Source organism: Streptomyces zagrosensis (assembly GCF_014203645.1).
Classification (GTDB): domain Bacteria; phylum Actinomycetota; class Actinomycetes; order Streptomycetales; family Streptomycetaceae; genus Streptomyces; species Streptomyces zagrosensis.
Window position 1 is genome coordinate 606,657 of the sequence record NZ_JACHJL010000001.1, and the last position, 21,386, is coordinate 628,042.

Annotated in this window: 23 protein-coding genes and 1 pseudogene; 17 read left to right on the plus strand and 7 right to left on the minus strand. The window is 71.7% G+C overall.

Annotation, left to right across the window (positions count from 1 at the left end; translation table 11 throughout):
• The first annotated feature begins 375 nt into the window (after window positions 1–375).
• The 3 genes from FHS42_RS02545 to FHS42_RS02555 all read left to right on the plus strand — a co-directional run bounded on the left by FHS42_RS02545 (window position 376) and on the right by FHS42_RS02555 (window position 3,289).
• Window positions 376–1,356, plus strand: a complete 981-nt coding sequence (locus FHS42_RS02545) for an ABC transporter ATP-binding protein (RefSeq protein WP_184569060.1) — start codon at window positions 376–378, stop codon at window positions 1,354–1,356.
• A 170-nt stretch (window positions 1,357–1,526) separates the two neighbouring features.
• Window positions 1,527–2,375 (plus strand): ABC transporter permease, encoded by an 849-nt coding sequence (locus FHS42_RS02550; protein WP_376772503.1) that lies wholly within the window; start codon window positions 1,527–1,529, stop codon window positions 2,373–2,375.
• 59 nt (window positions 2,376–2,434) lie between these two features.
• Entirely contained in the window at window positions 2,435–3,289 is an 855-nt protein-coding gene (locus FHS42_RS02555; protein WP_184568802.1) for a hypothetical protein, read from the plus strand.
• A 200-nt stretch (window positions 3,290–3,489) separates the two neighbouring features.
• On the opposite strand, the gene FHS42_RS38960 is transcribed toward FHS42_RS02555, so the two are convergent.
• The 4 genes from FHS42_RS38960 to FHS42_RS02570 all read right to left on the minus strand — a co-directional run bounded on the left by FHS42_RS38960 (window position 3,490) and on the right by FHS42_RS02570 (window position 6,838).
• The gene (locus FHS42_RS38960; protein WP_376772519.1) at window positions 3,490–3,564 is read right to left on the minus strand and encodes a 50S ribosomal protein bL37; all 75 of its coding nucleotides are present in this window, start codon (window positions 3,562–3,564) and stop codon (window positions 3,490–3,492) included.
• 81 nt (window positions 3,565–3,645) lie between these two features.
• Complete coding sequence (gene ybaK / locus FHS42_RS02560; RefSeq protein ID WP_184568803.1) at window positions 3,646–4,182, minus strand: Cys-tRNA(Pro) deacylase; 537 nt, start codon at window positions 4,180–4,182, stop codon at window positions 3,646–3,648.
• Window positions 4,183–4,301: 119 nt separating this feature from the next.
• Window positions 4,302–5,045, minus strand: coding sequence for an LON peptidase substrate-binding domain-containing protein (locus FHS42_RS02565; protein WP_184568804.1), 744 nt, complete (start codon window positions 5,043–5,045; stop codon window positions 4,302–4,304).
• 146 nt (window positions 5,046–5,191) lie between these two features.
• Window positions 5,192–6,838 carry an oxidoreductase gene (locus FHS42_RS02570; RefSeq protein ID WP_184568805.1) on the minus strand — a complete coding sequence of 549 codons (1,647 nt, stop codon included), beginning with the start codon at window positions 6,836–6,838 and terminating at the stop codon, window positions 5,192–5,194.
• A 156-nt stretch (window positions 6,839–6,994) separates the two neighbouring features.
• Here FHS42_RS02570 and hisD point away from each other — a divergent pair, with 156 nt between their 5' ends.
• The 8 genes and pseudogenes from hisD (at window position 6,995) to hisF (ending at window position 13,118) form a co-directional block, all read left to right on the plus strand.
• Window positions 6,995–8,386 (plus strand): histidinol dehydrogenase, encoded by a 1,392-nt coding sequence (hisD, locus tag FHS42_RS02575; RefSeq protein WP_184568806.1) that lies wholly within the window; start codon window positions 6,995–6,997, stop codon window positions 8,384–8,386.
• Entirely contained in the window at window positions 8,383–9,546 is a 1,164-nt protein-coding gene (locus FHS42_RS02580; RefSeq protein ID WP_184568807.1) for a histidinol-phosphate transaminase, read from the plus strand. Before hisD ends, FHS42_RS02580 begins: the two co-directional genes overlap by 4 nt.
• On the plus strand, window positions 9,543–10,136 hold the full coding sequence (gene hisB, locus FHS42_RS02585) for an imidazoleglycerol-phosphate dehydratase HisB (protein WP_184568808.1): 594 nt from the start codon (window positions 9,543–9,545) through the stop codon (window positions 10,134–10,136). The genes FHS42_RS02580 and hisB overlap by 4 nt, the downstream gene beginning before the upstream one ends.
• 94 nt (window positions 10,137–10,230) lie before the next feature.
• Window positions 10,231–10,398: a CG2302 family histidine operon protein gene (locus FHS42_RS02590; protein WP_184568809.1), complete on the plus strand. Its 168-nt coding sequence runs from the start codon at window positions 10,231–10,233 to the stop codon at window positions 10,396–10,398.
• On the plus strand, window positions 10,395–11,039 hold the full coding sequence (gene hisH, locus FHS42_RS02595) for an imidazole glycerol phosphate synthase subunit HisH (RefSeq protein ID WP_184568810.1): 645 nt from the start codon (window positions 10,395–10,397) through the stop codon (window positions 11,037–11,039). Before FHS42_RS02590 ends, hisH begins: the two co-directional genes overlap by 4 nt.
• 59 nt (window positions 11,040–11,098) lie before the next feature.
• Window positions 11,099–11,824, plus strand: coding sequence for a bifunctional 1-(5-phosphoribosyl)-5-((5-phosphoribosylamino)methylideneamino)imidazole-4-carboxamide isomerase/phosphoribosylanthranilate isomerase PriA (gene priA / locus FHS42_RS02600; protein ID WP_184568811.1), 726 nt, complete (start codon window positions 11,099–11,101; stop codon window positions 11,822–11,824).
• Window positions 11,821–12,228, plus strand: a pseudogene (locus FHS42_RS02605) (Rid family hydrolase); the annotation flags it as partial. The gene priA and the pseudogene FHS42_RS02605, both read left to right, overlap by 4 nt.
• 119 nt (window positions 12,229–12,347) lie before the next feature.
• Window positions 12,348–13,118 (plus strand): imidazole glycerol phosphate synthase subunit HisF, encoded by a 771-nt coding sequence (gene hisF, locus FHS42_RS02610; RefSeq protein ID WP_184568813.1) that lies wholly within the window; start codon window positions 12,348–12,350, stop codon window positions 13,116–13,118.
• 232 nt (window positions 13,119–13,350) lie between these two features.
• Here the strand turns inward: hisF and FHS42_RS02615 are convergent, their stop codons facing one another.
• The gene (locus FHS42_RS02615; protein WP_184568814.1) at window positions 13,351–14,112 is read right to left on the minus strand and encodes a GntR family transcriptional regulator; all 762 of its coding nucleotides are present in this window, start codon (window positions 14,110–14,112) and stop codon (window positions 13,351–13,353) included.
• 152 nt (window positions 14,113–14,264) lie between these two features.
• Here FHS42_RS02615 and FHS42_RS02620 point away from each other — a divergent pair, with 152 nt between their 5' ends.
• Window positions 14,265–14,606 (plus strand): ATP-binding protein, encoded by a 342-nt coding sequence (locus FHS42_RS02620; RefSeq protein WP_246494109.1) that lies wholly within the window; start codon window positions 14,265–14,267, stop codon window positions 14,604–14,606.
• Between the two features lie 378 nt (window positions 14,607–14,984).
• Window positions 14,985–15,338: a hypothetical protein gene (locus FHS42_RS02625; RefSeq protein WP_184568815.1), complete on the plus strand. Its 354-nt coding sequence runs from the start codon at window positions 14,985–14,987 to the stop codon at window positions 15,336–15,338.
• Window positions 15,339–15,594: 256 nt separating this feature from the next.
• On the opposite strand, the gene FHS42_RS02630 is transcribed toward FHS42_RS02625, so the two are convergent.
• Both FHS42_RS02630 and FHS42_RS02635 read right to left on the minus strand, forming a co-directional pair.
• On the minus strand, window positions 15,595–16,227 hold the full coding sequence (locus FHS42_RS02630) for a TIGR03085 family metal-binding protein (RefSeq protein WP_184568816.1): 633 nt from the start codon (window positions 16,225–16,227) through the stop codon (window positions 15,595–15,597).
• Window positions 16,228–16,423: 196 nt separating this feature from the next.
• Window positions 16,424–17,290, minus strand: coding sequence for a hypothetical protein (locus tag FHS42_RS02635; protein WP_184568817.1), 867 nt, complete (start codon window positions 17,288–17,290; stop codon window positions 16,424–16,426).
• A 282-nt stretch (window positions 17,291–17,572) separates the two neighbouring features.
• On the opposite strand from FHS42_RS02635, the gene hisI reads away from it, so the two are divergent.
• From hisI to FHS42_RS02655, 4 genes are all read left to right on the plus strand, one after another.
• On the plus strand, window positions 17,573–18,019 hold the full coding sequence (gene hisI / locus FHS42_RS02640; RefSeq protein ID WP_246494110.1) for a phosphoribosyl-AMP cyclohydrolase: 447 nt from the start codon (window positions 17,573–17,575) through the stop codon (window positions 18,017–18,019).
• A 282-nt stretch (window positions 18,020–18,301) separates the two neighbouring features.
• Window positions 18,302–19,963 carry an anthranilate synthase component I gene (locus tag FHS42_RS02645; RefSeq protein ID WP_376772520.1) on the plus strand — a complete coding sequence of 554 codons (1,662 nt, stop codon included), beginning with the start codon at window positions 18,302–18,304 and terminating at the stop codon, window positions 19,961–19,963.
• A 162-nt stretch (window positions 19,964–20,125) separates the two neighbouring features.
• A complete protein-coding gene (locus tag FHS42_RS02650) occupies window positions 20,126–20,809 on the plus strand; it encodes a TIGR02234 family membrane protein (RefSeq protein WP_376772504.1) in 684 nt (227 codons plus the stop codon).
• Window positions 20,810–21,085: 276 nt separating this feature from the next.
• Complete coding sequence (locus tag FHS42_RS02655) at window positions 21,086–21,316, plus strand: HGxxPAAW family protein (protein ID WP_184568819.1); 231 nt, start codon at window positions 21,086–21,088, stop codon at window positions 21,314–21,316.
• Window positions 21,317–21,386 lie beyond the last annotated feature (70 nt).

A 21,386-nucleotide genomic window follows, 5' to 3' on the forward strand; every position in this document is an offset into this window, starting at 1 on the left:
GGGGGCGAGCGCTGATTTCGGTGTGATTCGGCACCATCTCGTGAGGCCGCCGACGCAATTCCGTCACGGTTTGCGCCGTCTTGTGCCGCGCTGCGGGCGGTGACCTGCGCCAACTCATTGGCCCATTCGCCGTCGGATGTGCCATGGACCGCGCCGCCCGACCGTCGCCCGGGCGCGTGTGGCGGTGGCTGATAGCCGTCGTAGCTCACCGGGTGCTGACACCGTTGCGGGCGGGTTCCGGGTGGCGACGGAAGGGTGCCGAAGCGGCCCCGAAGCAGGGCGGTGACCTCAAGGCGCGTACCCTCATAGCTCGTGAGGACGGGCGCGAAACAGACGGAGCGCGGCTCCGGGGGCAAGACGGCGAGCAGCGACGCGGTGTGCGTGGTGCGCGGCCTCGTCAAGACGTACCCAGCCGCCCGCGCCCGCCGCGGCGCCCCCCAGGGGCCCGCCATTCGTGCCAGCGACGGCATCGACCTCGACGTGCTGCGGGGCGAGATCTTTGGACTGCTCGGGCCCAACGGTGCGGGGAAGTCCACGCTGGTCCGTCAGCTCACCGGGCTGCTGAAGCCGGAGCAAGGCAGCGTCGATCTGCTCGGCCACGACCTCGTACGGCATCCGGACCGGGCCTCGCGTCTCGTCGGCTATCTGGGCCAGGAATCCACCGCCCTCGATGAACTGACCGTCGCGCTGGCCGCCGAGACGACCGGGCGGCTGCGCGGGCTTGACGCTCGCCGAGCCCGAGCCGAGCGGGATGCCGTCCTCGACGAACTCGGCCTGGCGCCCATCGCCGGCCGGGCGATCAAGAAGCTCTCCGGCGGGCAGCGGCGGCTGGCCTGCGTGGCGGCGGCGCTGGTAGGCGAGCGCCCCATGCTGGTGCTGGACGAGCCGACCACCGGCATGGACCCCATCGCGCGCCGCGCCGTCTGGTCGGCCATCGACCGCAGACGGGCCGAGAGCGGCACCACCGTGCTGCTGGTCACCCATAACGTCATCGAGGCCGAGACGGTCCTGGACCGGGTCGCGGTCATGGACAACGGCCGGGTCATCGCTTGTGACACGCCCTCCGGGCTCAAGGCGCTCGTCGCCGGTGATGTACGGGTCGATCTCGTGTGGCGCGATCAGCCGCCGCTGGATGTGCCCGAGGTCGCCGCACTCCAGGACGCCGCCCGCGCGGCGGGGCGGCGCTGGACGCTGCGGCTGGCGCCGGAAGAGGCACGCGCGGTGATCGCCGCGGTGACCGGCGGCCCGGCCTTCGCAGCCCTGGACGACTTCACCCTGACCACGCCCAGCCTGGAGGACGTCTACCTGGCGTTGGGTGGGCGCACGCAAGGTACGGACGGCCTGGTGAAGGCGTGAGCCGTCCGGTCGGGGCAGCGAGCACGGGACGACAGTGGTCGGGCGGCGGACTGGGAGGCGGGGCGCGTGACAGGGTGCGGGAGGCTGCGCAGCGCATCGGGCCGCTGCGCAGCGCATGGCGCCGTCGCTGGTCAGCTCGTACGGAACGTACTGAAGAGGAGCCGCACAACGTGAGTGCCGTGTCTGCGGAGGCCGTGCCCGCCCGTGCCGCAGCCGAGCCGGGCGGCGACGCCAACGCCGGTGCCGATGCCGGGGTGCGCGAGGCGGCCCCGCTTGCGGCGCGGGCGCGGTTGCTGCCCGCGCTTGCCGCTGTGTATCGGGCCCAGTTGTCGCGGGCCCGAGTGGCCCGTATCCCGTTGCTGTTCGTGGCCACCTTCCAGTCCATCGGCATCATGGTCATGATGCGCGGGGTCGTGGACGGTGGGAGCGAGGCGCGCGCCGTGGTCGCCGGGGCCAGCGTCCTGGTCGTCGCGTTCGTCGCGCTCAACTTGCTCGCCCAGTATTTCGGGCAGCTCCGGGCCAGCGGCGGGCTCGATCACTACGCGACGCTGCCGGTGCCACCGGCGGCCGTGGTGCTCGGCGCCGCCGGCGCGTACGCCTCCTTCACCGTGCCCGGGACCATCGTCACGGCCGTCGTCGGAAGCATGCTGTTCGGGCTGCCGATGATGCACCTATGGGTGCTGCTCGCCGTGATTCCGCTGTCCGGGGCGGCGCTCGCCGGGCTCGGCGCGGCCCTTGGGCTCCTAGCACCCCGCCCCGAGTTGGCCACGCTGTGCGGGCAACTCGGCATGTCCGCTGCCCTGCTGCTCGGCGTGTTGCCCCCCGAACGGATGCCCGCGCCGGTGCAGTTCGCCCGCGATCTGCTGCCTTCCACGTACGGTGTGGAGGCGCTCGCCCACTCCTTCGACACGCACACCGACTGGTTGGCCGTGGGGATCAACCTCGGAGTCTGTGCGGCGGTGGGGGTCGTATCGTTGGCCGCCGCTACCTGGGCCTACCGCAAGGCGGCGGTGCAGTGACGCAGCGCAGTGGGCCGCCTGCCGACCCACGTACACCCCCCACCTGGCACGATGACGGAGTGACCGCACCGTTGACACCCTCCGACCAGCCCTCACCGGACTCCGGCCCGCAGCCCCCTGCGCAGTCGCAGCCGCAGTCGGGGCCCCCGGCCGCTGCCGATGACCCGCACGCCGGGCGAGCGCACGGCGCCGGGCGGTCCAGCGCGCGGCCCGGAACGCGGTCCGAACTTCGGGACGCGGCCATCATCACGGTCGCCGTCGCTGTTGCCGGCGTCATCCTTGGCCTGCTGTGGGTGTGGCTGGCGCCGCGCGTGCAGATGGTCGCCGATGGCAATGTCGTCTACCTCAAGAACTCCGAGGGCGAGGAGGCGATCGGCGGCGACGGCACGTTCGTGCTGATCGCGCTCGGCCTGGGGCTGCTAACGGCCGCGCTCGTCTTCTGGTTCCGCCGTACCGGCGGGGTGCCGCTCGTGCTCGCCCTGGCCATCGGCGGCCTGCTCGCCTCCTGGCTCGGCTGGCGGCTCGGAGTCCGGCTCGGCCCGGAGACGGATCTGGCGGTCAGCGCGCGGGAGGCCGGCAACCGGGTGCCCTTCGACGGGCCACTCGAACTGAAGGCCAAGGGCGCGCTGCTGGCCTGGCCCGTGGCCGCCATGGTGATGCAGCTCATCCTCAGCGGGCTGTGGGGCCCACGCGACCCCGAGCCGCAGGAGGCGGAGCACCTCGCGGCCGGACCGGGGGCAGCGCATGAGGGCGAGAGCTCGTGGGGAGCGCAGCCGGAACAGCCCGCGCCGCCCGGGCAGCAGCCTGCGCCATCTGAACAGCCGTCCGGGCAGCCCGCACCGGCCGCACGGCCCGTGCAGTCTCCGGAGCCGCCGCACGGATCGTCCGCAGGACAGCCGCCGCAGGGCTCTTGACCCGCGCCGGGAGCTTCGTAGGCGCACGTCTCGTACCCGCCAGTGTCGTCAGCGCGCTGTCATCAGCGCTGCCTGGTAGACGCGGTGGTGGGCTGGGCCGCAAGCATCTGCCGCGTTACGTGCCTCTGCCCGCTGGCCCGCGCCTGCCTGCCGGCTCTGCCTGTCCGCTGTCCGCTGATCGCTGCCCGCGCCGGTGCGGGTTACGACGGGCGGCGGCCGTGGTTGGCTCTGGACTTCTTCAGGCGCCAGCGGCGCTTGCGGGTGCGTTTGGACATGGACGTCCTCCCCGGTGCGTGGCGCGCGTGCGGCGGCCCGCACTGTCTGTCGTAGCGGAGGTCGCGCCCAACGTCCAGGGGTCAGGCACGGGCGATGGGGGCGATCACCGCATCCGTGAGGGCCGCGAGGTCGGTGGGGGAGAGCTCGACCTCCAGGCCGCGCCGCCCCGCCGAGACGCACACCGTGGCATGGCCGGCCGCTGAGGCGTCCAGGGCCGTACGAAGCCGCCTGCGCTGGCCCAGGGGCGAGATGCCGCCTCGTACGTACCCGGTGACGCGCTCGGCTGCTACCGGGTCCGCCATCGTGGCCCGCTTGCCGCCCACCGCCGCGGCCAGCGCCTTGAGGTCGAGCGAGCCCGAAACCGGCACGATGGCGACCGTCAGCGCGCCGTCCACGTCCGCGACCAACGTCTTGAAGACCTGCTCGGGGGCGACGCCCAGCGCACGGGCTGCCTCCTCGCCGTAGGAGGTGTACGCGGGGTCGGCCGGATCGTGCGGGTAGGAGTGCAGCGTGAAATCCGTGCCGGCCTCGGTGAGCACGACCGTGGCCGGAGTGCCACCGGATGGCTGCTTCTTGCCCTTCGCCGCCTTCGCATGCTGTTGCGGCTTCCTTGCCACGAGGGCTTCCTCCCGCTCGGTCGGGGCGCTCGGCCGGTGCGCGCGCTCAGGTGCTGAGCCGGGGCGCTCGGCCCAGAGGCTTGCTCGCGGCCACTATCGCCGCGAACGGGCCCTGCTGGTCAGTTGGGGCTGGTGGGGCGCCGGGTGAGGTCGATCATGGGCAGGGACGGGAGCTTACCGATCACCGCGGCTTCGGCGCGCAGCAATTTCAGCTCCTCCGCGAGCCGGCTGGCCGTATCGGGCGCCTGAAGCAGCCGCTGCTTGGCAGGAACGTCCAGCACCGCCGCGGCAGCGACCAGATACGACAGCACCGATGGCTCGTCCGGCAGGTCCTGGTCAGAGGTGGTCACACTCCGTTCGCGGGCCCCTGCGAGCCGCTTTTGGTAGGTGCGGAACGCCCGTACGACGCCCGAGGCCAGCGCGCCCGCGCCGTCGCCCGCGGTCTCCTCAAGCGGCTCGACCTCCGCGGTCAGATACGGGCCCGAGGCGTCCACGGACAGCAGCTTGAAGCGGGTGGTGCCGGTGGCGATCGCCTCGAAGGTGCCATCTGGCTGCTCTCGGATGGTGGCCGCGTCGGCGATACAACCCACCGAGTGCAGTGCTCGCATCGGGTCGTCACCGAACCCCGCTGCCGCCCCGCGCTCCGGTTGGGCGGTGGGATCGGGCATGCCAGGGGCGGTCGTCGCGACCTCGCGGCCGTCGCGGATGGCGACGACGGCGAAGTTGCGCGGCTCGTCTGACGAAAGCGCCGCGAGGTCGCGCATCAGCGCGCGATACCGCTGCTCGAAAATGTTCAGCGGCAGCACGAGGCCGGGAAACAGCACGGTGTTCAGCGGGAAGAGCGGCAGGCGGGCGGCAGTCACGACGGGTAAGCCTAATGGGCTGCGCCCGTATCCCTGGTCGCGGCGCGGGTAGCGCGGGTGTACGGGGCCCCAAGTCTGCCCGTTGGGGCGGGTTTTCGCCGTCAGGTTCGATGTGACGAAGCCGCCTTGAGATGTGCAGGCCCTGGCTAGTTGCGGCGCAGTAGGCGGGAGGCGCCCGCCGCGACCGTGGTCGCCAAGATCCAGCCAAGGAGCACCAGCACGGCCGTCACCCACTGGGCCCGGCCCTCCGGCGTCCAGAAATTGGCCTGGCCGAGGTCGATGACCGGTAGGAGCACATCCAGCGTGTACAGGGCCGCATTCCACTCCGGGCCCTCATCACCCTTGATCGGCGCCGGCTGGTGGCTGGAGAAGAACACCGCGCCGACGCCCCACAGCAGGGCGATCCACACCGCCGCCCGGCCCGGCCGATACCCGTAAGCAACCATCCAGTCCTGGAGGTAGCCCCACATCTTCCCGACCAGCGGCAGCGTTTCGCGCCGGCGGCGCTGCTTGGCGAGCAGCACCTCGCGGGCGGACTCTTCCTCGCCGCAGTCGCGCAGCGCGGTGGCCAGCATCTCGTACGGCTCCGGCGCGTACTCGGGGGTGGCGGCGGCCACCCACTCAAGGCGCCGCGCGAGCGGAAAGTGGCCGCGCGGTATCAGCGATTCGTACGCGAATCCCGCCATGGCCAAACCGCCGGGCCCCGGCCAGCTCGTGGACTTGTCCACGAGGTTGACCACCTTCGCGCCGGAGAGCACCACGCGCCCGTTTTGCTGGCGCTCGCACATGAACCGCAGCTCCGGCGTCTGTACCCGGCGCAGCGACAACTCCTGGTCGCTGGCCATGGTGAAGCGCGCCTGGTCGATGTCGATCGCGTCGCCGAACCGGCCGTCGTCCAGCCGGACGCCGCCCTCGCATTCGAAGCGCTGGGTGCGCACGCCGCCGGTCGGCGGCAGCGCGATGCCGTACGGCGGTGTGGTGTCGGTGGAATACGGCAGACCGCTCAAATCGCTTAAACCGCTCAAGTCCGTCGAGTTGGGCGAGCCGGTGAGGCCGGCGGGCGTCAGGTACAGCGTGCGCTCCACGCTGAGCTGCGGGGCGTTGAGCGCCCTGCGGCCGTACGGGTTGCGCAGCTTGCTGCCGCGCAGGCTGAGCGAGACGCCTATGTGCGCGCCGCGCATGGTCAACTCGCCGTAGGACTCGATGAGCTCGGCCTGGAGGTCCTGGGCCACGTTGAGCCCATCGGCGGCGATCGACCTGCCATATCGGTCCTTGCGCACCACGAGCTGGTTGAGCAGGAGGTCCGTACCGATATGCGCGTCGGTGAGCCGAATGCCCCGGTCCACCGTGCAGCGCGGCAGGTGTAGGTCTCCCTCGGTGTGCAGCCGGGCCGCCTCGATGCGCGGGATGGCGCAGCCGACCAGACGCAGCGTGGTGAACCGGCTCTCGGGCAGCAACACCTCTTGCTCGAAGCGACAGTTGCGCAGCTCGACGAAGGGGGCGATGGTGCCGCCGGACAGCTCAAGGGTGCCGGTGACGTACGCGCCGTTCAGCTTGAGCGCGGCCACCCGGCCCGGCTGGGCGGCCGGCGGCTCAAGGAGCAGCAGCGCCAGCACCCGGGCCCGCACGCTGCGCTCGGGGCCCCAGGCGTGCGGGCCTGTGGGGTCGTTGCGGTGCTGGTTGGGGGAGCGTAAATCGAAGGTGCTGCCGGTGCGGAACGCCTGCCACATACCCCACTCGGCGGGAGTCAGACCAAGCCCGTCGGGCGGGTCCCCGTCATGTGGTTCCGTCACCGCTGTGTCCCCTCCCTATGCCCCGTACGCCTGTACGGACCACATTCCCGTTGCGTGACCGGTTGAACACCACTGGTCAGCGCCAACCTAGGGGGCTGGTATCAGTGATTGATACGGCGGGGCGGGGCTCGGGACACGTCTGAGACAATTGATTGCGTGATCTCCCGAATCGATCTGCGCGGTACCGCTGTGGCCCCTGGGGCCAATGGCGGGATCGACCGCGACCTGCTGCCCCGTGCCGAGCTCGACGTCGAAGCCGCCCTGGAAAAGGTGCGGCCCATCTGCGACGACGTGCATCATCGTGGCACCGCGGCGCTGATCGACTACGCGGAACGGTTCGACGGTGTGCGCATCGAGCGCGTGCGGGTGGCTACCGAGACCATCAGCCAGGCCCTGGAAGACCTCGACCCGAAGGTCAGGGCCGCGCTGGAGGAGTCCATCCGGCGGGCCAGGATCGTCCACCGCGAGCAGCGCCGCCGCGACCACACCGTCCAGGTGGTGCCCGGCGGGACCGTCACTGAGCGCTGGGTGCCGGTCGAGCGGGTCGGCCTGTACGTGCCGGGCGGCAACGCCGTCTACCCGTCATCGGTGGTCATGAACGTGGTGCCCGCGCAGGAGGCGGGCGTGTCCTCGCTCGCGGTCTCCTCACCGCCCCAGGCCGCCTTCGACGGCCTGCCGCACCCGACCATCCTCGCCGCCTGCGCCCTGCTCGGCGTGGATGAGGTGTACGCGGCCGGCGGCGCTCAGGCGATCGCCATGTTCGCGTACGGCACCGATGAGTGCCGCCCCACGCAGCTCGTCACCGGCCCCGGAAACATCTGGGTGGCCGCGGCAAAGCGCCTGCTCAAGGGCCGCATCGGCATCGACGCCGAGGCCGGGCCCACCGAGATCGCGATCCTCGCCGACGACAGCGCCGACCCCGGCCACGTCGCAGCCGATCTGATCAGCCAGGCCGAGCACGACACGCTGGCCGCCGCCGTGCTCGTTACCGACTCCCCGTCGCTGGCCGATGCGGTCGAAGCCGAGCTGACGACGCGGGTCGCCCAGGCCAAGCACCGCGAGCGCATCACCGAGGCGCTGGCCGGGCGGCAATCGGGCATCGTCCTCGTGTCCGACATCGACCAGGGCTTGGCCGTCGTGGACGCGTACGCCGCCGAGCACCTGGAGATCCAGACCAGGGACGCGGCCCAGGTCGCCGCCCGGGTCCGCAACGCAGGGGCGGTCTTCGTCGGTCCCTACGCACCGGTCTCGCTCGGCGACTACTGCGCCGGCTCGAACCACGTGCTGCCCACCGGCGGCTGCGCCTGCCACTCCTCCGGCCTGTCGGTGCAGTCCTTCCTGCGCGGCATCCACGTGGTGGACTACTCGCGAGACGCCCTCGCCGAGGTCACCGGACACGTGGTGACCCTCGCCGACGCGGAGGACCTGCCCGCGCACGGCGCCGCCCTCACGGCGCGCTTCGGCGACGCGCTACCGCCCGCACCCCACGCGACCCCGGCCGTCCCGGGCAACGCCGCCACCGCACGGAAGGCTCCGCAAGGCACGTGACCGGAATCGATGACCTCCCCATCCGGGACGAACTGCGCGGCAAGAGCCCGTACGGAGCGCCGCAGCTCGATGTCCCGGTGCGGCTGAACACCAATGAGAACCCCTATCCGCTGCCCGAAGCGCTGGTCGCCAGGATCGCCGAACGGGTCGCCGAGGCCGCCCGCGGCCTCAACCGCTACCCGGACCGGGACGCGGTCGAGTTGCGCACCGGCCTCGCCGGCTACCTCTCCTCCACCGCGGGCCACCCGGTGGAGTTGGCGAACGTCTGGGCCGCCAACGGCTCGAACGAGATCATTCAGCAGCTTCTGCAAACCTTCGGCGGCCCCGGCCGTACCGCGATCGGCTTCGAACCCTCGTACTCCATGCACGCCCTCATCGCGCGCGGTACCGGCACCGGATGGATCTCCGGGCCGCGGCGCGACGACTTCACCATCGACGTGGCCGCCGCCACCGCGGAGATCGCCCGGCTGCGCCCGCACGTGATCTTCATCTGCTCGCCGAACAACCCCACCGGCACCGCCGTGGACGCGGCCACCGTGCTCGCCCTGTACGAGGCGGCGCAGACCGCCAGGGAGCGGGAGGGCGGGGCGCTGGTGGTGATCGACGAGGCGTACGGCGAGTTCAGCCACCAGCCGTCGCTGCTGCCGCTGATCGCGGACCGCCCCCTGCTGGTCCTCACCCGGACCATGTCCAAGGCGTTCGGCGCGGCCGGTCTGCGCCTGGGGTACCTGGCCGCCGATCCGGCCGTCGTGGACGCCGTGCAGTTGGTGCGGCTGCCCTACCACCTGTCCGCCGTGACCCAAGCCACCGCGCTCGCCGCACTGGAACACACCGATACGCTCCTTGGGTACGTGGAGCAGCTCAAGGCCCAGCGCGACCGGCTGGTGACGGAACTGCGCGCCATGGGCTGTGCGGTCACCGACTCGGATGCCAACTTCGTGCAGTTCGGCTTCCCTTCCACCCATCCGGGTGCGGCGGGCGAGTCAGGGGACACGCCCCCCGCCGACCAGCAGGCGATCTGGCAAGCGATCCTCGATCACGGTGTGCTGGTCCGCGACAACGGCGTGCCGGGCTGGCTGCGGGTCAGTGTGGGCACTCCCGCGGAGAACGACGCGTTCCTGGACGCGGTCCGGGCGGTACTGAAGGAGAACAAGCGATGACCCGCGTAGGACGCGTGGAACGCACGACCAAGGAAACATCCGTGCTGGTCGAGATCGACCTGGACGGCACTGGAAGGACCGAGATCTCCACCGGGGTCGGCTTCTACGACCACATGCTCGACCAACTCGGCAGGCACGGCCTCTTCGACCTTACCGTCAAGACCGAGGGCGATCTGCACATCGACACGCACCACACGATCGAGGACACCGCCCTCGCCCTGGGCGCCGCCTTCAAGCAGGCGCTCGGCGACAAGGTGGGGATCTACCGCTTCGGCAACTGCACGGTGCCGCTGGACGAGTCGCTCGCCCAGGTCACCGTGGACCTCTCGGGGCGCCCCTACCTCGTCCACACCGAGCCCGAGAACATCGCCCCCATGATCGGGGCGTACGACACGACGATGACCCGGCACATCCTGGAGTCCTTCGTCGCTCAGGCGCAGGTCGCGCTGCACGTCCACGTGCCGTACGGGCGCAATGCGCACCACATCGTCGAGTGCCAGTTCAAGGCCATCGCCCGGGCCCTGCGGTACGCGAGCGAGCGCGACCCGCGCGCCGCCGGCATCCTCCCCTCGACCAAGGGCGCGCTGTGAGCCGCCGCGAGACCGCCACGCCCGCAGCCCCCACCCCCGCGGCGCCCACGGCTAGTTCCGCGGCGCCCACGGCCGTCATGAACGGGAGAACGCTGTGACCGGTCTGTCCACCATCCTCATCGTCGTCGGGCTCTTCCTCTTCGGCGGCGTCTACTCCTTTACCAAGCAGGGGATGCCCCGGGGCGTGGTCGTACTGCTCGGCATCAGCGCCGCCATGTGCCTGGTGTCGGGCGTGCTGCGCATCCAGGGGGTGTGGGGATGACCCGGCGCACGCCCTCGGTGGTGGTCCTCGACTACGGCTTCGGCAACGTGCGCTCCGCCGAGCGGGCCCTGGCCCACGTCGGCGCGAACGTCGAGATCACCCGCGACTACGACCGGGCCATGGAGGCCGATGGGCTCCTGGTTCCCGGCGTCGGCGCCTTCGCCGCCTGCATGCAGGGCCTGCGCGCGGCGCGCGGCGACTGGATCGTGGGCCGCAGGCTCGCCGGTGGGCGCCCCGTGCTCGGCATCTGCGTCGGCATGCAGATCCTCTTCGAGCGCGGCATCGAGCACGGCGTACAGACCGAAGGCCTGGACGAGTGGCCCGGCACCGTCGGCCCGCTGCGGGCGCCCGTCGTACCGCACATGGGCTGGAACACGGTCAACGCGGCCGAGGACTCCGCGCTGTTCGCGGGCCTTGACGCGGACGCCCGGTTCTACTTCGTGCACTCCTACGCCGCACAGGAGTGGACATTCGAGGCGACCAGCCCCGCCATGCGCCCGCCCCAGGTCACGTGGGCCACGCACGGCGAGCCGTTCGTGGCGGCCGTGGAGAACGGCCCGCTGCGGGCCACCCAGTTCCACCCCGAGAAGTCCGGCGACGTCGGAGCGCACCTGCTGACCAACTGGCTCGGCACCCTCTAGGCGCCGTTCACTGGCCCTTCTCCGTCTTATCCGTCCTTGACTCGAAAGACTGGACCCAGATGAGCAAGCTCGAACTCCTCCCCGCGGTAGACGTACGCGACGGCCAGGCCGTCCGCCTCGTCCACGGGGAATCCGGCTCCGAGACCTCCTACGGCGACCCACTGGCCGCGGCGCTCGCCTGGCAGCAAGCGGGCGCCGAGTGGCTGCATCTGGTGGACCTCGATGCGGCGTTCGGCACCGGCGACAACCGCACCCAGATCGCCGAGGTCACCCAGGCCATGGACGTGAAGGTCGAGCTGTCCGGCGGCATCCGCGACGACGCCTCGCTCAAGGCCGCGCTGGCCACCGGCTGCACCCGGGTCAACCTAGGCACCGCGGCCCTGGAGTCCCCGCAGTGGGTCGCCAAGGCCATCGCCGAGCACGGCGACCGCATCGCCGTGGGCCTCGATGTGCGAGGCACCACGCTGCGCGGCCGGGGCTGGACCCGCGACGGCGGCGACCTGTTCACCACGCTGGCCCGACTCGACGCGGAGGGCTGCGCCCGCTACGTGGTCACCGACATCGCCAAGGACGGTACGCTCCAGGGCCCGAACCTCCAGCTTCTGCGCGACGTCTGCGCCGTCACCGACCGGCCCGTCGTCGCATCCGGCGGCGTCTCCTCCCTTGACGACCTGCGCGCGATCACCAGGCTGGTACCGGAGGGCGTCGAGGGTGCCATCGTCGGCAAGGCGCTCTACGCCAAGGCGTTCACCTTGGAAGAGGCGTTGGAGGCAGTGTCCGTATGACCACACCCGAGCCCGTCCGGCATGAGCACACGATCGAGCGGCACCAGAGCGAGAGCCCCTGGGAAGAGACGATCGGCTCCGCGCGGGCCGTGGCGGCCGGAGACCTGGTCTTCGTCGCCGGGACCATGCCCCTGGTAGACGGCGTACTCCAGGGTGAAGGCGACCCGTACGAGCAGACCTTGGCGGCGTTGCGCCACGCGCTCGCCGCGCTCGGCGGCTTCGGCCTCGGCGCCGACGCCGTCCTTCGTACGCGCGTCTACTTCACCCACGCCCGCGATGTGGACGCCGTCAGCCGCGCCCACCGGGAGATCTTCGCCGCCGTGCGCCCGGCCACCACGCTGGTCGTGGTCTCGGGCTTCGTTGACTCGCGGGTGCTGGTCGAGGTGGAACTCGAAGCGTTCCGCCCCGGCCGCGCCGCCGCCCCGGCCGCGGAAGAGGCTAGTGGCACGGCCCGTACCAGCGGCGACAGCACATCCCGCGCCACCGACGACGGCGCGGCCCGCACCACCGAAGGACGAATGCCATGACCCTCGCGGTCCGAGTCATCCCCTGCCTCGATGTGGACAACGGCCGCGTTGTCAAGGGCGTCAACTTCCAAAACCTGCGGGACGCGGGCGACCCGGTGGAGATGGCCAGGCTGTACGGCGACGAGGGCGCCGACGAGTTGACGTTCTTGGACATCACCGCGTCGTCTGGCAACCGCGAGACCACCTACGACGTCGTCCGTCGCACCGCTGAGCAGGTCTTCATCCCGCTCACGGTCGGCGGCGGGGTACGTGCCCCCGAGGACGTGGACCGGCTGCTGCGGGCGGGCGCGGACAAGGTCGGCGTCAACACGGCCGCGATCGCCAGACCCGAACTGATCCGCGAGATCGCCGAGCGCTTCGGCAGCCAGGTCCTCGTCCTTTCCGTGGACGCCCGCCGCTGCCCGCAGGGCACCGAGACCGACTCCGGTTACGAGGTCACCACCCACGGCGGACGCCGCGGCACGGGCCTGGACGCCGTCGAGTGGGCACACCGCGCGGCGGAACTCGGCGCCGGCGAGATCCTGTTGAACTCCATGGACGCGGACGGCACGAAGGACGGCTACGACACGGCGATGATCAAGGCCGTCCGCGCGGAGGTCACCATCCCGGTCATCGCCAGCGGCGGCGCCGGCAAGCTCGCCGACTTCCCCCCGGCCATCGCGGCAGGTGCTGACGCCGTGTTGGCGGCTTCCGTGTTCCACTTCGGCGACCTACGCATCGGCGAGGTCAAGGGGGCTCTACGGGAGGCGGGGCAGCCGGTTCGGTAGGGGCCGTGGCGGGGCCCCCGGGGGTGATGAGCCCCCGTAGCCGGGCCCTGAGTGCAGGGCGGTCCGCGCTGAACGGGCCCGCCGGGCAGGGGCTGGCGCCGGCCTGTGTGCTGCCGCGGGGGCGCGCGGGCCGGGGGTAGGGCGCGCGGCGCGGGCGGCTCGCTTCGTGAGTGCGCTGCGGGCCGGTGCGAGGGGCGGCGGCGCCGGTGGCGCGCCGGGCGTTCTCGGTGGCTCAGGCGTCGAAGTCGTACTCCAGAATGTACGAACTGGCGTCCAGCACCATCTCGTTGACCTCCACGGCCCGGTCATCGGCGGTGAAGGCGGTGCGGCAGATGAGCACGACGGGCGTGCCGCTGGAGAGCTGGAGCCGCTGCGTCTCGGCCGCCGTGGGCATCCGGCAGCGGATCTCCTCGCGGAAGTGGGCGGGCGCGTGCCCGAGTTCGGCGAGTCGGGCGTAGATGCCGCCGGGGCCGCTGTCCTGCTCGGCGATGGCCGTACCGGCGACCAGGGAGGCCGGGAGGTAGGAGGCGGAGAGCAGGACGGGTTTGTCGTCGAGTACGAAGCGGCGCGTGCGGACACACACTGGTTCTTCTGGCCGGAGCCCGAGCGTAGCCGCCACGTTTTCAGGGGCCTGCCCCTCGCGTACCGAGGCGTCATCCACGATCAGTTCCCGCCCTGCGTCCAGGTCGGCCGTCCAAACGGACTGACCCGCCGCCCACCGTTCCCGGGCCACGCGCTGGATGCCGTGCCGGCGGATGGGGCGGAAGGTGCGTACGAAAACCCCAGCGCCTTTGCGGGCCTCGGCAATCCCCTCGCTCCGCAGCACGCCGAGCGCTTGCCGTGCCGTCATTCGGGCGACCTGGTGCGTGGCCATCAGCTCGTTCTCGCCGGGGAGCCGGTCGCCCGGACCGTACTCACCCGTGGCAATCGCCGCCTTGAGCGTCTCGGCGATGCGCTGGTACTTGAGCTGTCCGTCGCCTCGGCTTGCTGTCAACGCTCGTCCTCCATCCTCTCTAGAGACACCCTAGGTCGCGTCGCGCTGGCGTGAGCGGCGGGGGTGATAGGCCGGTTGACATCTCTAGAGAAGTTTGGGTTTCATTGGGGCGTCTGAATCTCTCTAGAGAAGTCTCTTGCGGAGGTGGCTCGATGGCGCCCGAATGGGGAGTACGCGACGACGAATTGGGTCCCCGCTGGGTTGGGGCCATAGTGCTGCGTCCGGAGCCCGAGTCCGTCGCGCGAGCGCGGCGCTGGTTCCGCAAGATCGTCGCTTACGAGCACCTTGTCTGCGCCGTGGACGACTGTGAGTTGATGCTTTCGGAACTCGTCACCAACGCGATCCGGTGCGGGGACGCGGAGGGGGTGTGGCGTGTGCGTGTGGACTGGTATCGAGTGGGGACCACGCTGCGGGTGAAAGTCCGCAATCCAGGACGCGTCGCCACGTTACGGCCGCGCAGGGCGAAGCCGGACGAGATTGGGGGCGCGGCCTAATGATCGTGGACGCGCTGGCCGACGAGTGGTGGTCGGAGCCCGACGGATGTGGCGGCATGCTCGTCGTCTTCGACGTCCACAAGGCGTGGGCGCAGCAGGCTACTTCGTGAGTGCGCTGCGGGTCGGTGCGAGGAGCGGCGGCGGGGTGCCCAACTGCTGGGTGAGTGGGGGAGGGGCCGGTGTGTGATGGGTGCGCGCTCCGGGTGCCTGCGTCTTCGCACAGAGATCCGGGCTGGCCGCGGTCCCACGCGCTCCGCGGCGATCGAGGAGTGTCGGCTGCTGGGTGGCTGGCGAGGAGCGGGCGTAGGCTCAGTTCAGCGTTTCCCACTACGGCCCGGACATGGTGATCGCGCGGATCGCCGCCCAGGAGACATTTCGATGACCGAGCAGCCCGCTGCCCCCGATGGGCCCCTCATCCCCATGCCGGCACTCACTCTGTCAGCTCTTCGCGCCGCGGTCGCCCAGATCGCCCCCGCTCAGCTGCCGTCCTTCGCCGAGCATCTCGATCGCGCGGTCGAGCAGGCCGCGGCTCAGAGCACCATCGCCCCACTGCGTACCTTCTTGCAGTGGTGGGGCGAGTTCGTCGCCATCCAGCGCTACCCGGCCCGCGCCGCACGGCTACGCGAGCTGGAGAGGGCGGCCGAAGAGGCGACGGACCGAGAGGTTCTTCGCTCTGCACTCGCCGAGCTGCAACAGATCACCGACCTGGCACACCACGAGATCTCCTCGTGAGCGGCGGCTGGACCTGGAGCTACGACCCGGACGCCGAGCACGTCGTGGGTGGCCTGCCCGCAGAGGTCGTGACCGAGGTAGAGCGCCTGGCTGCGCAGTTGACCGTCCTGGGCCGTGATGCCGCCGATGTCGGCCGCGCACCTGTGAGCAGCACGGGGGCCACGCGTCCCCGGACGCCGGCCCGGGCGCCCGGGCCGGCCCGCCCCTGTACCAGCTCGCGCCCGACGCTGTCGGGAGCTAGCCGCGGCCCCCGAGGTCACAACCCCAGGCTTGCCTCGCGGGCCCGGGTTACCGCCTCCTTGTCGCCCGTTACCTCCACGCGTGCCGCGTCCTGGCGGCCGTAAAGGAAGAGCAGTACCTCCGCGGGGTCGCCGGTGACCGTGACGACCGGGGTGCCCTTGCGGGCTACCGCCGTGCGACCATCCGGGATGCGTACGACCAGGCCCACCGGGCTCTTGCGGGCCAGTGCGCGGGCCACGCGTTCGACGCGGCTCCACAGGGTGCTGGAGAAGACCGGGTCCAGCTCGCGCGGGGTCCAGTCGGGCTGGGCGCGGCGGACGTCCTCGGCGTGTACGTAGAACTCGACGATGTTGGCGGCCTCATCGACCTGCTTCAGGGCGAAGGGCGAGAACCGGGGCGGGCCCGTACGGATGAGCTGGATCAGCTCCTCGTACGGCTTCGCCGCGAACTCGCCCTGCACCCGCGCCAGCCGGGCCGCCAGCGGCTTGATCAGGAGGCCGGCGGCGGCGTCACTGCGGCGCTCACGCACCACCACATGGGCCGCCAGGTCGCGGGTGGTCCAGTCGCCGCACAGGGTCGGAGCCTGGGGCCCGGCACCCTCCAACAGGTCGGCGAGCACCAGCCGTTCGCGCTTCGCGTACGTAGACATGTCGCCACCCTACGGCCAGCGAAGCCGCCCGGACACGGTTGACACGGCTGGCACAGCCGGCGCGGCGGCGGGTGCAGCCGCGCCGCGCACCCGCGCGGCGCGGCCGTGCCACCCGCGAGTCGTCCCGGCGGGTGGGGCCCGGAGCCAGCGGCGGCTGGTCGAGGGCCGGCTGGTCGATGGATCGGCGGCCGGGCTGCTACTTCGACGGCAGCTTCTCCGTCAACTTCGCGCCGCCCGGGGAAGCGCTGAGCGTCAACGAGCAGGAGACCTGGTCCATACCGCGAATGCTGTAGGTGGACTGCGAGGGGTAGAGCGCGTAGTAGAAGTACGTCTTGCCCGCCGGGATCTTCTGCAACCGGGCCTTCGCGGCCGGCTCACACAGCGACAGAGCCTTGGTCTGAATCTCCTTCTCGGTGCTGAAGGTGCCCGTCAGCGTCGCATTGGAGATCACCTCGCCGTCGTGCGCGCTGGTGCACGCCCGCTTTTCGACCTGCCTCACGCTGGGGTCGAGGCCCGGGTGGTCGAAGCAGGTGCCCGGGCTGAGCACGACGTAGGGCACCAGGTCGGTGGGCGCGGCGGACGGAGTGCTGGACGGACCGCTGCTGGGCGTCTGGCTGCCACCCCCGACCGGGGCTCCCTGGCCCGGGGACTCCGACGCGGACGGCAGATCGAGGGACGGCACACCTGTCGGCACCTTCGGCACGGACGAGATCGGGGCGTCGCGAGGCTTCTCCTTGGCCGCCTTGTCGTCGCCGTCATCCCCGGTCGCGGCGACCACGACGCCCGCGAGTACGGCGATCGCCACTACGGAGCCCACGACGATGGCCGCGATCTTCCCGTTGTTACGGCGGGGCGGCGGCGGAGGCGGCGGGTACGCCCCGAAGCCACCGGGCTGCATGGGCGGCCCACCCGGCTGCATGTACGGCCCGCCCGGCGGTATGGGCGGTCCGCCCGCAGGCGGCCCTCCGGGCTGTGCGGGCGGCCCGAAACCTTGCTGCGGCGGGCCGAAGCCGCCGTAGTTTCCCGGCTGGTGAGGGTCGTTCGGCGGCGGCGGATATGTCATATCAGCAGCATGCCGCATGGTCCGGGTCTCGCCACCACCGGGCTGCTTCCTGGTACGGGGTCGGGACGCGATGGGTACGGGGCGGGCACATGGCGGTCACGCGGTGGGTACGCGGCGGATGCGGCGGATGCGGTGGGTACGCGGTGGGTACGGAAGGGGGATGAGCACGGAGCGCTGGGCTGACGGCTGTGGGCTACGCGTGACGAATGGTGCCGCAGTGGCGATGTACGGACTGAAGGAAAGGCGCCCGCCGAGGCATCTCCCGCTGGGCATAATGGGCCCATGTCCCGTCTCGACCCCACCCCTGGCGCCCCGGCAGCGACCCCGGCCACGGCAGCGAGCGCCTCGTATGATGCCGCGGACGCCGTCCCGGCCGGCCCCACCAGCGGACTTGACCCCGCCATCGCGGATCGTCTCAAGCGCAGCGCCGATGGCCTCGTGCCCGCCATCGCCCAGCAACACGACACCGGCGAGGTGTTGATGCTCGGCTGGATGGACGATGAGGCCCTCCACCGCACCCTGACCACCGGGCGCTGCACGTACTGGAGCCGCAGCCGGCGGGCGTACTGGGTCAAGGGCGACACCTCCGGACATGTACAGCACGTCAAGTCCGTGGCCCTGGACTGCGATGCCGACACCTTGCTGGTCAAGGTGGACCAGGTCGGCGCGGCTTGCCACACCGGCGACCGCACCTGTTTCGACGCGGGCACGCTGCCACTGGGGCAGTAGGCTCCGCTGCCATGACGACCACCGGTGCCGTCGAGCGCGGACACCGACCATGATGGGGTCACCGGTCGGGACCGGGTGCCCCGGGACGATGAGTGCGAGCGGATTCCCGGCTCCGGCCGGGGCACTGGGCACGGCTTGGTTCCCGGATCTCCCGGGCTCCGGCCACGCTCGGCGCCCCGACCGCCCCCGGAACTTCGAAGACCAGGCCCCCGGGGCCACCAGGACGCAGGCGATGCGCACGACACGACGGGCGATGCGGGTATGACGGACGCGACGGGCACCATGGACCGCGAGACCTTCCGGAAGCTGGCGGCAGACCGCCGCGTCATCCCCGTCAGCCGCAGGCTGCTCGCGGATGGGGACACACCGGTCGGCCTGTACCGCAAGCTGGCGGGTTCCCCCGCCGACAGCCCAAACAGTCCAGCCAGCGCTGTGCGCCGCTACGGTGCCGCTGGCCAAGACGGTGCCGCGCGCCAAGGCAGCGCCACCGGCCACGACGAGACCTCGGGCCAGGGTGAGAGCGGCGGGCCGCACTGGGTCGGGCGGCCGGGCACCTTCCTCCTCGAATCGGCGGAGAACGGCCGTTCCTGGTCCCGTTACTCCTTCATCGGCGTGCGCAGCGCCGCCACCCTCACCGAGCGCGACGGCCGCACCCACTGGCTCGGCACCCCGCCGGTCGGCGTGCCGACGGACGGCGATCCGCTGGAGACGCTGCGCGCCACCGTCGAGGCCCTGCACACTCCCCGCGACCTAGGTGGCCTCATCCAGTTGCCGCCGTTCACCGGCGGCATGGTCGGCTACCTCGGCTACGACATCGTGCGCCGGCTGGAGAAGATCGGCGACAGCGGCCGGGACGATCTGCAGCTGCCCGAACTGACGATGTTGCTCACCTCGGACCTCGCCGTGCTCGACCACTGGGACGGCACGGTGCTGTTGATCGCCAACGCGATCAACCACAACGACCTCGACACTGGCATCGACGAGGCGTACGACGACGCCGTCGCCCGGCTCGACGCGATGACCGCCGACCTCGCCCGACCCATGCCCACCAGCCCCGCCGTGCTGCCGCCCGCCGAACTACCCGAGTTCACCGCGCTGTGGGGCGGCGAGGCGTACATGGACGTCGTACGGGACATCAAGGAGCGCATCCACGCGGGCGAGGCGTTCCAGGTCGTGCCCTCGCAGCGGTTCGAGACGCCCTGCGAGGCCAGTGCCCTGGACGTGTACCGGGTCCTGCGGGCCACCAACCCGAGCCCCTACATGTACCTGTTCCGCTTCCCGGGCGCCGATGGCACCGCCACCGGCGCCTTCGACGTGGTCGGCTCCAGCCCGGAGGCACTGGTCAAGGTCGAGGACGGGTACGCCATGCTGCACCCGATCGCCGGGACCCGGCCGCGCGGCGCCACCCCGCAGGAGGATGCCGCCCTCGCGGATGAACTCCTGGCCGACCCCAAGGAGCGGGCCGAGCATCTGATGCTCGTTGACCTGGGGCGCAACGACCTCGGCCGGGTGTGCGAGCCGGGCAGCGTGGAGGTCGTGGACTTCATGTCCGTCGAGCGCTACAGCCACGTCATGCACATCGTCTCCACGGTCACCGGCAACCTCGCGCCCGGACGTACCGCCTTCGACGTACTCACCGCCTGCTTCCCGGCCGGCACGCTCTCCGGCGCGCCCAAGCCGCGCGCCATGCAGATCATCGAGGAGCTGGAGCCCACCCGGCGCGGTCTGTACGGCGGCTGCGTCGGTTACCTCGACTTCGCAGGCGACTCGGACACGGCGATCGCGATCCGCACCGCCCTGCTCCGGGACGGAACGGCCTACGTGCAGGCGGGCGCGGGCGTCGTCGCCGACTCGGACCCGGCTGCGGAGAACACCGAATGCCGCAACAAGGCGGCGGCGGTACTGCGGGCCGTCGCCACGGCCAACCGACTCCAGCGGGGATAGCCCTCGGCAAGGTCATGTGGTGTGGGGCGGGCGGGTCGGGTCTCGCGTACGGGGAAGAGCCGGCCTTCTCGCTGCTGGCAGGGGCCGCTCTTGGTGGGCCTGTGCTGCGGGCAGGGGCCCCGCGCAACCTGCCGCACCATCGGGTGAGGGATAGTGGTAGGCGTGAGTACAGCCGCTGTTCCCCAGCCCCGTAACCAAGCCGAGGCCGCCGCACGCGCCAAAAGCGGCAGCGCGGCGGGCAAGCGCACCAAGCTCAGCCTTGCCGCCGCGCTGCTGTTCGCCGCGCTCGGCGCGGCCCTCGTTCTGCTCGCCTCGGGCCGCACCTGGGCCGAGGGCAACGCGGTCTTCGCCCAAGGAGACCTGCGGCGCGCGGTCGATGGCCAGGACATCACCGGTCTGCCCGGGGCGCTGGCCATCGTCGGCCTTGCCGCACTGATCGCGGTGTTCGCCGCGCGTGGCCTTGGCCGGTACGCGGTCGCCGGCGTCCTCGCCCTGTGCGGGGCCGGCATCGCCGTTGGCTCGCTGCTCGCGCTGGACGACACCTCCGCCCTGGAGGCCAAGGCCGCCGAGACCACAGGCATCGCCGACACCGCCATCCACGGCGTCAGCCACACCCCCTGGCCCTGGGTGGCGTTCACCGGCGGCGTGCTGATCTTCCTCGCCGGGGTGCTGGCGCTGGGCTACGGCCGGGCCTGGCCCGCCATGTCGGGGCGGTACGAGCGCGCCGGTGGCGACACGGACCGGCCCCGCCCGCGCCGCTCCCGCCCGGCGCCCGACCCCGATCGGCCCGAGGAGCTGTGGAAGGCCCTGGACCGAGGCGAGGACCCGACCGGCCGCGTGGGCTGAGCCGGGGGCTGAACGCTCACCCCCGCCCGCGCACGCTTACCCTGGCGCGCCCGCCCCGAGCCGCCCGCCCCGAGCCGCCCGCCCCGAAAGCCACTGCCGGCCCGTGGGCCTCCCACTCGGCCCACCCCAGGCTGATCTCACCTCAGCACGTCAGGGACAATGGTCCAACGCAGCCCCATGCCCCGAATCTGAGGGCAACTCCCCGCGAACTGCGCCCAGCCGGTGTCCGGCCGTCTGGCGTGGTGGGGGGAGCGACACAGCGAACGAGGAGAACTCATGTCGGGTACCAGTCACGGACACACCCCGGCCGCCTGGACCGGCGTCATCATCGCCTTCATCGGCTTCTGCATTTCCGGTGCGTTCACCGTGCTGGCCAACCCGGTGGGCTTCTGGGCGGGGCTCGGTGTGGTGGTGGTCGGCGGCGTCGTGGGCATGGCCATGCGCGCGGCCGGAATGGGCCAGCCCAAGCGGCGACCGCACGTGGTGCAGCACAGCCCGCAGCCGTAACCGACGCCCGTAGTCGGCCGGGCCTGGGGGCCCCACCCCCGGGCCCCCGCCCCCTGCCCCCACCCCCGGG

Excerpts from the sequence above, each read along its gene's own strand:
- priA (WP_184568811.1), top strand. The coding sequence starts at position 11,099 with ATGAGCAAGCTCGAACTCCTCCCCGCGGTAGACGTACGCGACGGCCAG.
- hisF (WP_184568813.1), top strand. The coding sequence starts at position 12,348 with ATGACCCTCGCGGTCCGAGTCATCCCCTGCCTCGATGTGGACAACGGC.
- hisB (WP_184568808.1), top strand. The coding sequence starts at position 9,543 with ATGACCCGCGTAGGACGCGTGGAACGCACGACCAAGGAAACATCCGTG.
- FHS42_RS02630 (WP_184568816.1), bottom strand. The coding sequence starts at position 16,227 with ATGTCTACGTACGCGAAGCGCGAACGGCTGGTGCTCGCCGACCTGTTG.
- FHS42_RS02635 (WP_184568817.1), bottom strand. The coding sequence starts at position 17,290 with ATGACATATCCGCCGCCGCCGAACGACCCTCACCAGCCGGGAAACTAC.
- hisI (WP_246494110.1), top strand. The coding sequence starts at position 17,573 with ATGTCCCGTCTCGACCCCACCCCTGGCGCCCCGGCAGCGACCCCGGCC.
- FHS42_RS02620 (WP_246494109.1), top strand. The coding sequence starts at position 14,265 with ATGGCGCCCGAATGGGGAGTACGCGACGACGAATTGGGTCCCCGCTGG.
- FHS42_RS02655 (WP_184568819.1), top strand. The coding sequence starts at position 21,086 with ATGTCGGGTACCAGTCACGGACACACCCCGGCCGCCTGGACCGGCGTC.
- FHS42_RS02625 (WP_184568815.1), top strand. The coding sequence starts at position 14,985 with ATGACCGAGCAGCCCGCTGCCCCCGATGGGCCCCTCATCCCCATGCCG.
- hisH (WP_184568810.1), top strand. The coding sequence starts at position 10,395 with ATGACCCGGCGCACGCCCTCGGTGGTGGTCCTCGACTACGGCTTCGGC.
- FHS42_RS02645 (WP_376772520.1), top strand. The coding sequence starts at position 18,302 with ATGGACCGCGAGACCTTCCGGAAGCTGGCGGCAGACCGCCGCGTCATC.